This window comes from Stieleria sp. (genome assembly GCF_041595215.1).
GTDB classification, from domain to species: Bacteria; Planctomycetota; Planctomycetia; order Pirellulales; family Pirellulaceae; genus Stieleria; species Stieleria magnilauensis.
Map to the genome: position 1 here is coordinate 1 of NZ_JBFHKV010000042.1, position 17,488 is coordinate 17,488.

Consider the following 17,488-nt stretch of genomic DNA (forward strand, 5'->3'; position numbering starts at 1 on the left):
ACGGGGTAGGCGATTCACCGGCACAAGTCGCCCAGGCGATCCGCACCGCGATCACCCAGCAAACCGGGATCGACATCGAGGCTTCCTCGGCCGCCGGGCAAGACAACGAGACGATGACCGACGGCCGTCTGTCCCTGGCCGGGAGCGCCCGCGGCAGTTTCCTTGCGATCGACTCGGTCGCCGATGCTCCGCCGTTGGGCACGTCCTTGGCACGCGATACGGACGGACATCTGCTGTTGCCCGCGATCCTGCACAACGGGTTTGGCGACTCGAACTATGTCCGGACTCAAGGTCAGGTGATCATTGATTCGAACAAAATTAGCGATGTCCGTGCGATCGGCGTTTGGGCCGAACCGGGCGTCCGCGACATCGATCCGGAAGACGTTCGCGACAACGACTTCTCCTTCGGTACTCCGACCTTCCTGCCGCTGATCGACGGCAACCATCCGTTCCTGCAATACCCGCCGGTAGGAAATGCCTATCCGGGTTACGTACGGAATCTGCCGATCTTGAACGATTCGGTGCTCGGCGGTTTGGCGCCGGGGATCGTGGTGTCCAACAACACCATCGATCAAGCCGGTTACTCCGGTGTCAAAGTCGATGGCGAATCCGCACCATTCGTGCTGGATGTCTTCGACATGATTGAATTGGCCGCGCTGGATCCGAACATCGCCGGAGCGGGCAACCGAACGATTCTCGAAGGCGCCTTGCTGACCATCGACGCCGGCGGCACCCGAGTCACATTCGAATTCGAGGAAATCGATGGCATCGGGGCACCGACCGGTTCGGGAACCCAAGGCGGTAACGGTGTCCGCGACGGCCACGTGCCGATCTACTATCGCGAAGACACCGCCTCGGGTTACAACCGAACCGCCGCGGTGGATCGTGTTTCGTATTCGTCGATCGAGTTGGCCACGTCGATCATGCAGTCGATCCAGGGCAGTATCTTGGTGACCAACGGATTGGTTGAACTGGTCACGCCGACGATCGGGCCGTCTCCGTACCGCCGAAACCGGGCGTTCGAGTTCTTGCAGCAGACGCCGATGAGCTTCGACAGCGCGGCGGTTTACCTGCAGGGTGCGAGCGAGGTTTATTTCCGGGGTAGCCAAAACGCGTTCACCACCACGCAGGCTCCGGTCGCCGAATCGGTTCAACCCTTTGCCCGAATCGTCAACAACACGATTTACGGATCCGACGGGTTGGAGAGTTTGTTCCCGGAGGCCAATGATGAGTCCAACGACATCATGGCCGATGCGATCGACACCAAGGTCGGACCGAGCCACCGCAACGTCTACACCAGCACCGCGACGTTGGGCGACAACGTCGGACCCCTGGGACCTGGCGGCGACGTCGACTTCTATCGCGTCAACCTGGGCCTCGGCGATCGTTTGGTCGTCGACATCGACACCGTCGCCGGCGGCGCTAACACGGCGATTCAGATCTTTAATGAGCTGGGTGAACGCCAGTCCTTCGATGGCGGAAGCGGCAACTCGTCGGTGATCAGCCTGACCGCGACCGCGCCGGACCACCTGGATCCCGCCTCGACCGGTTTGGCCGGCGGGCTGGTTCAAGACGTCGTCAATTCACGCGACCCCTTCGTCGACTTCTTTGCACCGAAGAAGGGCGTTTACTACGTCGCGATCAGCGCCGACAGCAATCTGAACTTCGATCCCAACGCCATCTCCGGTCGCACCGGTGCCACGGCGGATCTGGGCGACTACACGATCAACCTGGAAACGTACGCACCGCGTACCCATGTGATCAGTGCCGACACGGGCCGCGCGACCGGAATGGTCGGTTCGGACGTGATCGGCACCACGTTCGTGATCACCCAGGTTGCCGACTTGCCGGCGAACTTCATCGTCGGCGGAGTCACCAACGCACGGACGTTCGAGTTTGTTCCGCTGGGCGGTGCCCCGCAACCGGGGAATGTTGCGATCGAAGTCGGCGATGCGAACCAGGCCGAAGACTTTTTGCCGGACATCATGCGGGCGATCAGCGACGCGATCGAACCACGCGTAGGCAACGCGCGGGTGAACTACGGCATCAACGCGCACCCGTTGCCCAACAATGACCACACGTCTGTCCCGGGACCGATCGCGCGTGTTCGTGCGACCGCATTGGGCGGTTACGAAAGCGACAACCAAGGCATCGTCAACACGACCCGCCGTGGGCTCGAAAACGGCGTGCTGATGACCCACCGCGATGGGATTGGCAATGCCGTCGATCACGACTTCCACAGTACGATCATCTTGGATCAAGACACGATCGGTTACGGTCACGACCGCCGCACGACGGCCGGCAGTGGAACCACGGAAAACTACGTGTTTGTCGAGAACGCCGCCAAGATCGAACTCAGCCCCGAGGCGATCGCCGCCGGCTTGCGACTCGATCCGGCACCCGGATTCGACATCGATCAGGTGATCAACGAGACCGGGATCATGGTGACCGCCGGTGCCAGCCCCGCGATCTTGAACAACGTGCTGCTCAACCTGCACGAAAGCGTGGTCGTGGAAGAAACGCACAGCCCCGGATTCAGTGCCGTCGGGGGCGACCAACAGGTCAAACCGATGGAAGTCGTGGTCGTCGGCAGCGTGTTCCAACACGACGAACCGGAAGCCCCCGTCTTTACCAACGCACCGTTGGTCATCGTCGGGCACACCACCGATGCCAACAAAGGCCCCAGCAACGTCAACGGCGGAACGGACGATTTCAATCTGACGAACGTCGACGATGCGGTGACCCTGGTCAATCCGGGCGGCGACAACTTCCTGCCCGCACCGTTCTCCTCGGTCATCGACAGCAACGTCGATTCGCTGCGTGAGCGAAGTGCGTTGTCCAGTTTGCGTGAATCGATCGGATTGCCGATCAGCAACGTGCTGGCACCCCGACGCGACGTCACCGGGGTCAAACGAGCCGACAACCCGCTGTATCCCAACACCGGTCAAGGTTCGTCGATCTTTGGTGACCGCGGTTCGGTCGAACTGGCCGACCTGGTCGGACCCATTGCGATCGCCGAAGCGCCTCGCGACAACGACGCCGAAGGCATCGACTCCGACCCCAACGTCAGCTTCATCAACTTGAAGGACGGCGTCTACGAACAATTCCGAATCCAACTGCGTGACTCCGGCGATTCCTCCGACCCGTTCGCCGGTTCGGGAATCGACAACAACACGATTGTCGTCGCCGAAATCCCGGGCATCCGTGACCGCGGTGCGAACGTCACGCTGTTTGAAGACGATCGTCTGTTGATCGAAGGCATTCACTACACCTTCAACTATGACGAAACGAAAAATACCATCACGTTGACGCCGCTGGCGGGGATCTGGAACAACCAACGGGCGTACCGGATCGAGATGAACAATCGGGACCGCACGGTTCTGATTGCTCCGACCGCCGACCAGATCAACGACGGTGACCAGATCGAAATCACCGACAGCAACGGCGGCAAGGTGGTGTTCGAGTTCGAATCCGGATTCGTGATCCAGATGCCCGAGGCCTTGACGGTCGAGGTGCCGATCGAAGGGACCAATCAGGGCGGATTGATCGATGGCGGTGTCTTCACCATCAACGACGGTGTGAACCCGGTCGTCGTCTTCGAATTTGACCTGGACGGCACGTCGTTGCCGAGCAGCATCCCGGTCACTCTGCCGACCACGCCGACTCCCACCGATTCGGCAGACCTGGATGTGTTCCGAAACGCCATCGCCACAAACATCGCCGCGGCGATTGCGACCCAATCGGCAAATCTGAACGTCGATGTGCGGGTGGATGGACCACGGGTCATCATCGGCTCGGAACGGAACACCCGGATCGACGCTGCGACCAGCGGATTGGTGACCGCACCGCGGACGCTCGGATTGCAAGTCCCCTCGGCGGGAGCCGATGTCGGCGGCGTGCAAGCGGGTGAAACGTTTGAGATCAGCAACGGCTCGTTTGTGCAGGGATTCCAGTTCATCGATTCCACCCGTCCGACGCCGGCACCCGGTTTCATCGGCATCAACATCGATCCACTGCCCGGACCGCCGACGCTGCCGCTCGGTGCCAACGCGGTCGCCAATGCCATTCAGAATGCGATTTTGAGTTCGGCCTTGGAATTGACGCCGACGATCATCGGAACCACGGTGTATCTGGACTTGCCCGCCAGTGGTTCGGCCACGGTTCCGTCGGGGCAATTGCGTCCGGTCGGGGTCAGCCGAACACCGGCCGACGGCGATCTGATCACCTTCACGCCCAACGACGGCAGTGCGCCGGTCATCTTCGAGATCAACCGCACCGACGAGCGAGACACAAACGGCAACATCTTCGACGACGGTGTGTCCGATCAGAACCACATTCCGATCAACATCAGCCGGTTGACCACCGGCAACGAGTTGGCGGCGATCGCGGCCGGCGAGATCCAGGCCCGTTCGATTCCGGGCTTGTCGTCCAACGACGTCAATCCGATCAATGGCGGCATCCTCAAGATCGGGGGACAGCCCGGATTGCTGTTGTCGGTCTCCGGCACCAGCCTGGAAGTCATCGGATCACCGGACGTGACCGGACCCTCAACGTTGCAGATCTTTGGACCGCTGTTGATGTCGGTTCCGTTCACCGCGCCCAATGATGGTGACAGCTTCATCATCTTGGACAACGCCGGCGTACCGATCAATTTCGAGTTCGATTCCAACAACATCTTGAACAATCCGAACGCGGTTCGAATCCTGTTCTCGCGGTTTGATGATCAAGACACCGTTGCCACCTCGGTCGTCAATGCGATCAACGGATCCACCGTTGGATTGACGGCCAACAACCAGGGCGGCGGCACGATCTCGCTGGGGTTGATTCCCACTTCACGCGTGGACGTGAGCAACACGTCACTGACCAGCCGCCGCGGGATCGTCAGCGATGGAGAGCGAATCACCATCACCCAAGGTGCCTTGTCGGTGACCTATGAATTCGAATCGGTCAACAACGGCGGCGGCGTGATCGGCAGCAACGTGCCGGTACCGTTTGAACCCGGTTCGACCCAACAAGCCGTCTCGGACAGCTTGGCCGCCGCGATCACCAACAATCCGCGTGGATTGAACCTGAGTGCCGCGGTGGAATTCGACAACACGGTCAGTCCGCCGGTGCCCCGCGTGGCCCTTCGCGACCTGCCCGGCACCGTGGTCGACGTCACCGCCGCTCCGTCGCTGATTTTGACCGGCGTCCCCGGTGGTGCGATCCCGATCAGTATCTCGCCGGCCGATACCCCGTTCGACATCAAGCAAGCGATCCTTTCGGCGATCAACTCGGTCAACCAAGGCCCCGACGGCGTGGTCACGACCCTGGCCGCACAGGACCGCGGCGGTGCGACGTTGTTCGTCGAGAACAGCGTGCTGATCGATGGGCCGCTGACGAATTACTTCCTGCCTGCGATTCGCGACGTCCAAGGCAACGCGTTGGAAGCCAACCGGCCGGACAACACGACACAGTTCACGATTTTGATGCCCACGGTCGGACTGGATTACGGTGATGCACCCGACCCCGTCCTCAACATTCCCGGACGCTACCCGACCCGCTTGGTCAATGACGGGGCTCGCCACGTGGTGACCGATGGGTTGTACCTGGGGACGACCATCGACGCCGACCTCGACGGACAATCGTCGGTGGGAGCTGACGGCGATGACGCGTTGACGGGGGTTTCGACCACCGGCACCCTGTTCTCGGTGACCACGGTCAACGGCTCGACGGCGGTCAATGTCAACATCGCCACCGTGGACCCGACCACACGTGACGGCGATACGATCACGATCAACACCGGTGTCCGGACCGCGACGCTGGAATTTGACCTGAACGGACGCTTCGACGAAGACCACTACGCGATCCAACCGACCGATCCGAATTCGGTCGATTCGATCCTGCAAGCCATCGCCGCAGCGATCGCCGAAAGTCCCGTCGAGCCGGCGGCGATCGATTTCGTCTCGACCAGCATCGTGATCAGCGGTGATGACGAAGACGGCGTTTCGTTCTCCAGTTATCAAAACCCCAGCGGAGTGTTTAACTCCAATGTCGTCACGCCGATCACCTTCACGGTCACCGGCAGCGGCATCCTGCAAGGTTGGATCGACTACGATGGCGACGGCGACTGGAGCGAAAGTGAAGCGATCGCCTTCTTCGATCCGGGTGCCGATCCGGACACCGCGCGGCCGCGAACGTCGCTCGCACTGACCGGTGATGGAACGCGATCGTTCACCTTTGACACGTACGTTCCCGATTCGTCGCCCGCACCGCTGTTCCCGACCTACACCACCGCGCGATTCCGATTCTCGCGAACCGGAAACCTCTCGCCGGTCGGACTGTCACTCAGCGGTGAAGTCGAAGACTATCAGGTGCTGTTGCTCAACGGTGAGCCGCCGCAGCTCAATGCCAACACCACCACGCGACGCTTCTCCGTCGATGAAGGCCAGGTCCTGCAAGCCCTGGATATCGACGGCAACTTGACCGGGACGGTGCCATCGGATGACGGACTGTTGGTCGGCGTGTTTGATCGTGACGGCGACCCCGTGTCGATCTTGCCCGAAGACGCCACGGTCCGCGACCTGTTCACCGAAGACGGAACCTTCGCCGGCGAGCTGGATCTGGCCGCCAACGGGACCTTCACCTTCCGACCCGAAGAAAACTTCAACGGAAGTATCTCGTTCCAGGCTCGGGTGACGGATATCAAGTCCAATCCGGAGGAACAACTGGTCAACGATACGGCGATCACCGTGACGATCGACGTGTTGCCGGTCAACGACAAGCCCTTCGCGACCGAAACCGATGTGATCACCACGGCGACGATCGACGAAGACCAAATCACGATCTTCCGCGCCGAAGACCTGATCGATCCGTTCTACGCGGCCGGACCGGACAATGAGCTGAACCAACAGCTGATCTTCCAATCGGTCTCCAGCCAGAACTTGGGCGATTCGATCTCGGCACTCGGTGGGATCCTGGAAATCCTGCCCGACGGACGCAGCGTCCGCTACACACCGCCGACCGATTACAACGGCGACATCCCGGATGTGTTCAACTTTGTCGTCGCGGATGTCCCCGGCGGCAACCTGATCGCCCAAGCCGCGGACAAGCCGGGCACCGTGTCGATCACGATCAATGCGGTCAACGACCCGCCGATCGCCGGCGACGATTTCTTCAACGCTGTTGAAGATCAGAACCTGGTGATCGCGATCAATGGCGGCGGTTCCATCGTCGGCATTCTGGACAACGACCGCCCCGGTCCGCAGAACGAGATCGATCCCCCGGAAAATCAAACGATCAGTCTGCCCGAGGACCAGTTCCCGCTGACAACAAACCGCGGTGGGATCGTTCGGTTGCAGACCAACGGACAATTGCTCTACACCCCGCCGGGATTGTACAGCGGCCCGGACGGCTTCCGTTATCGCATTGTCGATAACCTGGGTGCCGAATCGACCGGTTTGGTCTCGCTCGATGTGGGCGGTGAAAACGACGCGCCGATTTTCCAAGGCGTCGACGGCCAAAAGGACGCGCAAAACGAACCCGTCGAAACGATCTCCTTGGCCGAAAGCAAACCGAATGCCCAGTCCACGGTGTACGACCTGGATACCTGGTTCACGGATCCGGAAAACGACACGTTGTCCTATCAGGTCACCAGCAGCAATCCTTCGATCGTGCAGGTGAATTTGCAGGGCAGCACGTTGACGCTGACTCGCCCGGCCTTCGCGTTCGGCTCGGTCGCATTGACCGTGCGGGCGTTCGACGGCAACGTGACGACCGAGCAAGAGGTGACCGTTTCGATCATCAACGAAAATGATTCGCCCCTGGTCATCGGATCACTCGATCCGCTCGAAGGAGACGAAGATGAAGTTACCCGTCGCGAACTGACGAGTGTCTTTAGTGATCCCGATGGAGATACGTTGACCTACGTCGTCGCGAGGCTTGGTTCGGTCATTCGCCCCTCCGATGCTCAGATCGCTGCCCATCCGCTGATCAACTCCATCGATTTCGAGGGAGACCAAATCGTCATCACCCCGAAGGCGGATCAATTCGGTGAAGTCACGATCGAAATCGAAGCGAGTGACTCTGCGTTCCGCGTCAGCGATAGCTTTACTCTGACGATCAATCCGGTCCCGGACGCGCCGGTTGCCGTCGCCGACAACTACAACGTCGCGATCGGATCCAGCCTGAACGTGCTCAATCCGGCAAACGGCTTGCTGCGAAACGACAGCGATGCCGATGGTGATCCGATCTCGGTCGACCTGGCCACGGTCACACCACCGACGCTGGGAACGTTGAACCTCAATGCCGACGGAACGTTTACCTACACCAGCAACGCCGGCGACGTCGGCTCGGTCGACTCGTTCACCTACCGCGTCGTCGATGCCCCCTCGAGCGGATCGCCGCGGTTCAGCGAATTCCGTACCGTGACGCTGACGCTGTCACAGTCGCGATACCAGAACCCGATCCAGGGAATGGAAGCCGACGTGACGGCCGATGGAAACATCTCGCCGATCGATGCTCTGCGGGTGATCAACTTCCTGTCACGGCGGGCACCGAGTTCCGGTCAAGTCGCGGTCGCCGACATCGGCTCTGGTCCGCCGGACTTCTACGACGTCGACGGAAACGGTTTCGTTAACCCCTTCGATGCCTTGCTCGTGATCAACACGCTCGCGCAGCGGCAAAACGCAGGTCAAGGCGAAGGCGAACAGATTGGCCGAGAACTTTCGGCATCCAGCACCGTTTCCTTTGCAACGGCAAACTCGGACTTCCTGCCGACGACCAACGTCCAGCGGTCGATCGAGCGAGAGCAAGAGACGCCGACGGTCGCCGATTCGACCGATGCCCTGCTGACCGCCGGCATCAACATCGAACCGGTTTCGTCGCAGCAAGCAGGGTCGATTCTGATCGAAAGCTTGGTCGAAACGCCCAGCGACGAATCGATCGATCACGCGATGGCCGACTTGTTGACGGAGCTGGATGACGCGTTCGAACTTTGACAACCCTGAATGCCGTGCGGCCGGCCCCCCGGTCGCCGGCGGTCGGTGGAAACCGCCAAAGTGGTTTTCGCCAACGCAATCGCCGGCCGTTTGTCGGTCAATAAACCCTTATTATACTAAACGTTTGCACCCCCCAAGGCCTCGCTCGTGACGGCTCGCTTGCATTCCCCGACGCGACAACACCGCAATTCAATCCGCCACCGGCGCGTCCCTTTCGGCCGCGCCAGGCCCCTACACTGGAGCTCGGTCCTACCGAGCGACTGAAGACTCCCTGCTGGATTTGAGCCGAATTTATTGTCAGCGGCCCGGCGCTGACACCACTCGATGAAGCACTCGTCGAGCCACCTTGTTTTATCATTTTTGATTTTTGGGATTCCCCGATGAGCTTTCGAAGCCTTGGTAACCGTGTCAGGAACCTCGCCGAGCGACGCCACGATCGGCAGCGCGCTCAAAAGCGTTTTCAAACGCGCCGGAACCTCGTCCAGCAATTGGAAGACCGGCGTCTGCTGGCCGGACCGGAGCTGATTGCGATCCGTCCCGATTCGGGGGCCCTGCTCCGCAACGGCGACACGTTGAATGTTGCTCCGAGCGAGTTCAATCTGCAGTTCCGGGCCGGTGCGGATATCAACGAAAGCACGATCACGACCGATTCGGTCAAGCTGGTCCGCAGCGGTGGCGATGGGACCTTCGGCGATGGCAACGAAGTCGACGTCGCGATGGGCTATGTCGGTCTGGAAACCCCCGGTGATACCGACCCGACCAACCTGCAACGCATCGTTTTCCGGCCCTCCAGTTCGGCATCGTTCAACTCGACCGATCCGGCCGCGGCGTTGCCCGACGACACCTACCAAATCCAAGTGTTCGGTTCCGGTGCCAACGTGCTCACCAACCTCAGCGGTGAAGCGTTCAACGGCGGGGTCGATGAATTCACCACCTTCCGCCTGGATCGTGGTGCCCAGGTGGTCGCGGTCGTTCCTCAACCGATCAGCTACAACCCGCTGTCCCAGGCTTCCGATGAGATCGTCGTCTACTTCGACGACCAACCCTTGGATCCGACACAGGTCATCGACCCCGCGTATTATCGGCTGGTCAACACGTCGGGCTCGATGACGTCGGCCGATGATTCGACGATGCTCGCCGAAACGGTCACTTATGATTCGGACGCCAATCGCGTCACGTTGAAATTTGCGTCAGCCATCCCCGAAGGCAACTATCGGCTTGATATCGGTCAGTCCGGCGGCGACAACTCGGCCCCCTCGACGGCCATCCAGGTCGGGAGCCTGAATTCGAGCAACGCGTTCGCCCAAAACGGATTCCTCGGTGACTCCGGCGGCGTCAGCGACAATGCGGCCGACGTCGACCTGTACAGTCTGCAACTGTCTGCCGGAAGCACGTTGACGGTCAACGTTTCGCCGCAGGCAGCGGGGCTGAACACCCGGCTGCGCTTGCTCCAGTTCCCCGGCGGAACCGAAGTCGAACTCGACAACGTCACCGCCGGTCCGGACTTGGACAACCTGTTGAGTTTCCCGGTCGCAGTCTCCGGCAATTACTTCGTTGAAATCACCAGCGCTGATGGTTCGACGGGGTCGTACCTGCTCAACGCCGCGGTGACCGCCAGCCCGATTGTGACCGACGACGACAACTCGACGTTTGACAGCGCCACCGATCTCGGCACGCTCGGGTCGGCCGATCTGCGCATCACGTCCAATATCAGTCGGCAACCGATCCCGATTCCGCCGCGGGCTGGCAGCGAAGACGAACCGGGGCACCGCCAAATTCAACGGGAAGCCCACATCGGCGCCCGGGGCACACAGCCGACGGTGCCCGCGGCCATTCGCACGGTCAACTACTACTTCCCCGACACGCTCGGCACCGACACCAACGGTGATCCCTACATCAACCTGATCACCGCCAAGGAAAAACAGATCATCCGCGAGATCTTCGAGATCTACGCGCAGCTATCGGGTTATGAGTTCATTGAGTCCCCCGCCACCACCCCCGGCGGCGATCAGTTGATGATCGGTAAAGGCGACTTCCGTGCGGTCAGTCCCGGACTTGGTCCCAACGACGGCGTGGCCGGGTTGGCCAGCGGCAGCTTTGCGCTGGCAAACGGTGCCATCTACGACCAGGCCAACCGGTTTTTCGGCGATGGTTTCACCACGGTGATGTTCCACGAGATCGGTCACTCGCTGGGTCTGGGACACTCGTACGATATTCCATCCAACATGGGCGGCGGCGTCCCCAACGATGTCCTGCCCGGCGATCATGATGTCGTGCACATGCAACGGATCGTGCCGCCGAACTCGACCGACATCGACATGTACGGCTTCACGTTGGCCCAGCCGGGACAGCTGCGGGCCGAGACGATTGCCGAGCGATTGGCCACACCCAGCCTGCTCAACACCGCGATGTCGCTCTACCAGGAAGTCGACGGCCAGTGGCAGTTGATCGCCCGCAACGACCAATATTTTGGCGCCGACTCGTTCCTGGAATTGCATCTCGAAGCGGGCAACTACTCGATCGGCATCACCAGCACCGGTAACACCGACTACGACCCGAACGTTCCCGATTCCGGATACGGCGGCACCACCGACGGTGCGTATGATTTGCAACTGTCCTTCCAGGCCGAACAGGACGGCGTGTTGCTCGACGCCGACGGCACCGCGTTTGACGGAGATGCCGACGGCACCCCCGGCGGCGTGTATTCGTTCTGGTTCCAATCCAACGACCCGGACACGACGATCTATGTGGGCAAGCAGAGTGACACGACGCCCGGACCGGAAGGCGACGGGCGATTGTCCAGCCCCTTTGACACGGCCCAAGCCGCCCTGCGGCAGGCGGGCAACCGCATCGTCGTCCCACTTGACGGCGCCGATTCGATCAACGACGGCGAGCGTTTCGTTATTGATGACGGCATCAATGTGGCCACGTTCCGCTTTGGCACGTTAGGATCCAATCCGGTCGACATCAGCGCTGCCAACACCGCGGCCGATGTGGCTGCCGCCATCCAAACGGCGATCAACAACGCGAAAACGGCGGGGCGTCTGAGCGCGTCGGTCAACGTCAGTGTGTCGACACGGATCGTCCAATTCTCGGGCATCAACAACCTCAATATCGCGGGTTCGCCCACGTTGATCGCCACGCCCAATCCGATTCGGATTCTGGCCAACGGCGGCGACGACCTCGACATCGCGACGGCCTTTGACAACCGCCCGTACCTGATCGGCCAGGACACCTCCGGTAACGCGCTCGATGATGGAGCGGAATTCCTGGTGCCGCAGGGCGTCAACGTGATGATCGAAGCCGGCGCTCTGTTCAAAATGCGTCGCGCGAACCTGGACGCCGGGACGTCGTCGGGCAACCTCGACCGCAGCAACTCGTCGATTCAGGTGCTGGGAACTCCCGAACAATCGGTTCTATTCCGTTCCTATCACAATGACTCGGTCGGGGGCGATTCCGATGGCGTCGGCCCGGGCACCTCTCCCGGCGACTTCGGCGGAATTGTGTTCCGCGCCGATGCCGATTTGGATGCCAATGGCATCTATCTGAACTATGTCAACCACGCCGACATCGACAACGGCGGTGGCAATGTCTTTGTCGACGCCAACGAGTTGCCGTTCGCGCCGATCTACGTCACGGACTCGCGACCGACGATTTCGTTCAACCGCATCACCAATGCCAAGAGCCCGGCGATCTCGGCGAGCCCCGATGCGTTCGACGATTCGAACGACCGAATCGGACCGGACATCCGCGGCAACTTCCTCGCCGACAATGCGGTCAATGGTCTGTTCATTCGGGTCAAGACGTCGCTCGGTTCCACGCTCGACAAACTGACCGTTTCGGGGCGTTTTGACGACACCGACATCACACACGTGTTGAGCGAAAACCTGATCATTTCCGGTGCCGCCGGCGGTCCATTCTTGACCCCCGCGCGCCAACTGGTCGCGCGTGCGGCCGGTCGGCTGGTCGTCGATCCCGGTGTGGTCGTCAAACTGGATCAATCACGGATCGAGGCCGAACGCGGCGCCGGCGCGTTGATCGCCGAAGGCACGTTGAATCGCCCCGTGATCTTCACCTCCATCGCCGATGATCGTTACGGCGGAAGCGGGTCGTTCAACTCCGATCCGACCAGCGGCCCCTCGCCTGCACCCGGGGATTGGGGCGGTTTGTACTTCGGCCAATCGACCTCCGGTAGCATCGACAACGCATTGATCGCCTACGGCGGTGGTTCGGCACCGATCGAAGGCGGCGCCGTCCCCTTCAACGCGGTCGAGATTCATCAAGCGGAAGTCCGCATTGCCAACAGCACGCTGCAGTCCAACGCCGGTGGCGGTGGCGGTGGATCGCGAAATGGTCGTGGCGGACACAGCGATGCCACGATCTATGTCCGCGGGGCCCAACCGATCATCGTGGACAACACGATCATCGACAACAGCGGACCGGCGATCAACATCAACGCCAACGCGATGCGCTGGGAAACCCAACGTGACTCCGGACGCACGACCGGGCCGATCGATCGCTACTCCCAGTTCGATGACAACAAAGGCCCGTTGGTGCGGCTCAACGAACTCGACGGCAACTCGATCAACGGGATGCTGGTCCGCGGTGAGCTGTTGACGACCGAGACCTTCTGGGAAGACACCGACATGGTCCACGTGATCTCCGGCGAAGTCATCGTCGGCAATCACCACACCTACAGCGGATTGACCCTGCAAAGCAGCAATTCGGAAAGTCTGGTCATCAAGGCGACCAACGGCTCGGCCGGTTTCACCGCCACCGGAAGCCCGCAGGAGATCATCGATCGCATCGGCGGCACCATCCATGTGTTGGGAACCCCCGGACACCCGGTGGTGCTCACCTCGCTCGCCGACGACTCGGTCGGCGCCGGGTTCACACCCAGCGGTGCACTCAACAGCAACACCAACAACTCGGCCAATCCCACGACCGGGGCGGCCGGCCAATGGCGTGGATTGCTGTTCGATGAATTCAGCAACGACCGCAACGTGGCGATCGTCCGCGAAGCGGAAAACCCGTTGACCAACGGCAGAGATGTCAACCGCAACGTCGTCGTCGCACAGAACCTGGGCGTGATCGCTCCGGACCAGAAAAGCGGTGACGAAAACCGTCGGCTCGGTTTCGTGGTCAAAGGCTACATCAGCCCGACCAGCCCGGACGACGTCGATGTTTACAGCTTTAACGGAACCGCGGGGACGGAAGTCTGGATCGACATCGATCGCACCGACACCAACTTGGACGCGGTCGTCGAAATCATCAACTCCTCCGGTACCGTACTGGCCCGATCGGTCCGCTCCGGTGAGGCCGACACCGGTAACCTGAACGCCGCCACGCTGATCAAGAACCCATTGCTCGGCGGCGACCACTACACCCAAAATTTCCGTGATCCCGGTTTCCGTTACACCCTTCCCGGGACGCCCGGTCAGACCGGCACCTATTTCGTTCGGGTCCGCAGCAATCCCGCGGCGCTCGGTGATCTCACGCAGCTTCGCGGCGAAAGCCGTGGCGAGTACCAGTTGCAAATCCGGCTCGACCAGGTCCAGGAATTCCCCGGTTCGACGGTCCGCTACGCCGACATTCGCAATGCCGAAACGGGAATCGATGTCCGCGGATTGCCCGCCCACAGCCCGCTGATCGGTGAAGCCGGCGAAACCAATGACGCCAACCAGACGTTCGATCAGGCCCAACAACTGGTCAACCTGCTGGAAACCGACCTGGCGGCATTGGGCATCTCCGGAAATCTCTCCAGCGAAACCGATGCGGATTGGTATCGCTTCCGATTGGATCAAACCGGCGTTCAGGTGATTCCCGGCGTCAACGACAGTGCCGGCACTATTGCGGTGGTGTTGGATCTGGATTATTCCGACAAGGCGGTCCGCGCGGACACCACCGTTGCGGTCTTTAACGAAGACGGTGATCTGGTCTTTATCGGACGAGAATCCAACGTCGAAGACGATCGCAACGCGTCTGCCGACGGCAGCATCGACGATCTGAGCCGTGGATCCTTGGGGACCAAAGACGCTTACATCGGTCCGATTCACCTGACACCCGGTGGCGAGTTCTTTGTCGCGGTGATGAGCGATCGATTGTTGCCGACCGCGCTGACCGGCGTCTTCCAAGCCAATCCGGCCAACCAGGGGAACGGCCTGGTCCGACTCGAACCGGTCAACTCGGTTTCACGAATCGTCGAAGATCACCTCGGATTCCAAGGTTATTCGTCACGCGGAATCGACATCCTACCGGAGACTCCGCAAGGCCTGTTCGACATCAACACGTTGACCGGCGTCGGCATGAACGTGCGGCCGTTCACGCTTCAGGATGTGGCGTTGTACGTCGCAACGGATGAACCGGAGAACGACAACAGCAATCGCAACAGCGACCACCTTTACACCGTCGATCCCTTCCAAAGCTCGCGTTGGTTGACGCGTGTCACCGACGGCGGTGGGCTCAATGGCGGTGTCAATGACGTTCAAGACGTGGTGATTCGAACCGATGGCCGAATGTACGGCTATCAACGACTCAACAACAACGCGTCCAGCGTCGGTGCGTTGGTCAACATCGATCCGGAAACGGGCAACATCACGCTGGTCGGCAACGACAACATCAACGGCCAGACTCCCACCCCGAACACGTCGTCGTATTCCAACCAGATCCAGGACAACATTTCGCGGGTCCGTCGCGCCGACCAGTTCACGACATCCGACGAAGTCGACGCGCTGACGTTCCGACGTGTCGGGACCACCGGCCCCGCCACGGCGCCGACGCCGATTTACGACGTGTATTATGCCGTCCGTGAATCGGACAACTCGTCGAAGCTGTACCTTGCGACCGAAGATGGTGACGCAACCTTGACGTTCAATGCCCGCAATACGTACGGGGTCAAGGGCGACATTCAACCGTCCGACGTTGCCTACCAGACCTACAATCTGACGGTGCGCGGTACGCCTCCGGCCAACGGTCCGACTCCCCAGACGACGATCCGGATCAAATCAAAGATCGCTGGCTTGGCCGGTGCGTTTGATCTGGTCATCAACCCGTTCCGTCCCAACAACACCAACGCCGTCGTCAACGTCGCCGGCAACACCATCACGTTGACGCTGGGCGGAACCGGCGGGCCACCGATCACCGGCGCACCCTCGGCTCAAGCCATCGTCGATGAGATCAACAACGACCCGGTCGCCAGCCAACTGATCACCGCGGTGATTTACAGCGGCAACGATGACAATCGCGGAAACGGTTCGCCGGGAACGCCGGCGATCACGACCAGCTCGGTGTTGACGACCGCGGCCAGTGACGGCGCCAACGGACCGCTGGTCGGACGGGTCACCGGCCTGTCGTTTGCCAACTTCTTCGGCACCGGCAATCTGTACGGTGTGACCGACGCAGGCGAGTTTTTGGAGATCAGTCCCTTCACCGGCGACGTGATCAATCGCGTCGATGCGACCAACGCGATCGGCGTGCCCAACCTGGAATTCCAAGGTCTCTCCCTCGGTCCGCAAAACGTCGAAGGCGGGGCGTACCAGAACGTCCTGTTCGCCGTCACGACCGATGGCCAACTCGTCGCCTTTGACACCTCCGGAAACGGATTCCTGGCCTTCGAATCCGGCGGTGCGGCGCAATTGCTCAGCACCGGCGCCGGTCCCGACGGCGGCTTCTTTACCCTGACCACCGACGCGGGCCTGTTTGGTCGTCAAACGACCGATCCGATCGCGGCCGACGCTCCCTCGTACCTGAGCGTCAACGAAACGCAGTCGATCAACACGACCGGATCCGGATCCGGCGGGACCTTCACGTTGTCGATGGTGGTCGACCAAGGTGGCGTCACCAGTCCCGCCACTAATATCGACGCGACACAGACGTTGATCACGGTCCAGGACTCATCTGAATTCCCATCCGCCCCGTTTAATATCCAAATCGGCAGCGAGGAGATCCGCGTCGATTCGGCCGTGGGCAATGCATGGACGGTGACCCGAGGTATCAACGGAACCTTTGCGGCAGCGCACGCCGACACCGCGACGGTGTTCGAAAAAGTGACGTCGTTTACCACCAGCACCCTGTCGCTGCCGGGCGGTGATTTCCTTTCGTCGGCGATCAACGACACGACGTTGACGATTCCGGTCCTCAATGCGAGTGCGTTTCCCGCGGCACCGTTTACGATCCGCATCCAAGACGAAGAGATGCGCGTCAACACTGTCAACACGATCGCCAACGAGTTGACGGTGGACCAGCGGGGTGACAACGGCACGGCGGCCGCACACCACAGCAACTTCAGCGAAGTGCTGAACGTTTCCGATACCCTGTCCGTTCTCGATGCAACACCCTTCCCATCGTTCGGTGGATTCAACATTCGAATCGGCGGCGAAGACTTGCGAGTCACCAGTGTGGCTCCCAACCCCGGTGATTTCGGCGCCCAATTCTCGGTGATTCGCGGCGCTAGCGGAACGTCGCCGGCCAGTCACGCGTTCGGGGCCGGCGTGGCACGCGTCGACACCACG

At 60.9% G+C, this 17,488-nt stretch carries 2 protein-coding genes; both read left to right on the forward strand.

What is annotated here, in order from left to right; genetic code table 11:
• Nucleotides 1–113 precede the first annotated feature (113 nt).
• Entirely contained in the window at nt 114–8,978 is an 8,865-nt protein-coding gene (locus ABX749_RS03065; RefSeq protein WP_372894703.1) for a tandem-95 repeat protein, read from the forward strand.
• A 380-nt stretch (nt 8,979–9,358) separates the two neighbouring features.
• Nucleotides 9,359–17,488: pre-peptidase C-terminal domain-containing protein (locus ABX749_RS03070; protein ID WP_372894705.1), on the forward strand; the 8,130-nt coding region annotated here is incomplete at its 3' end.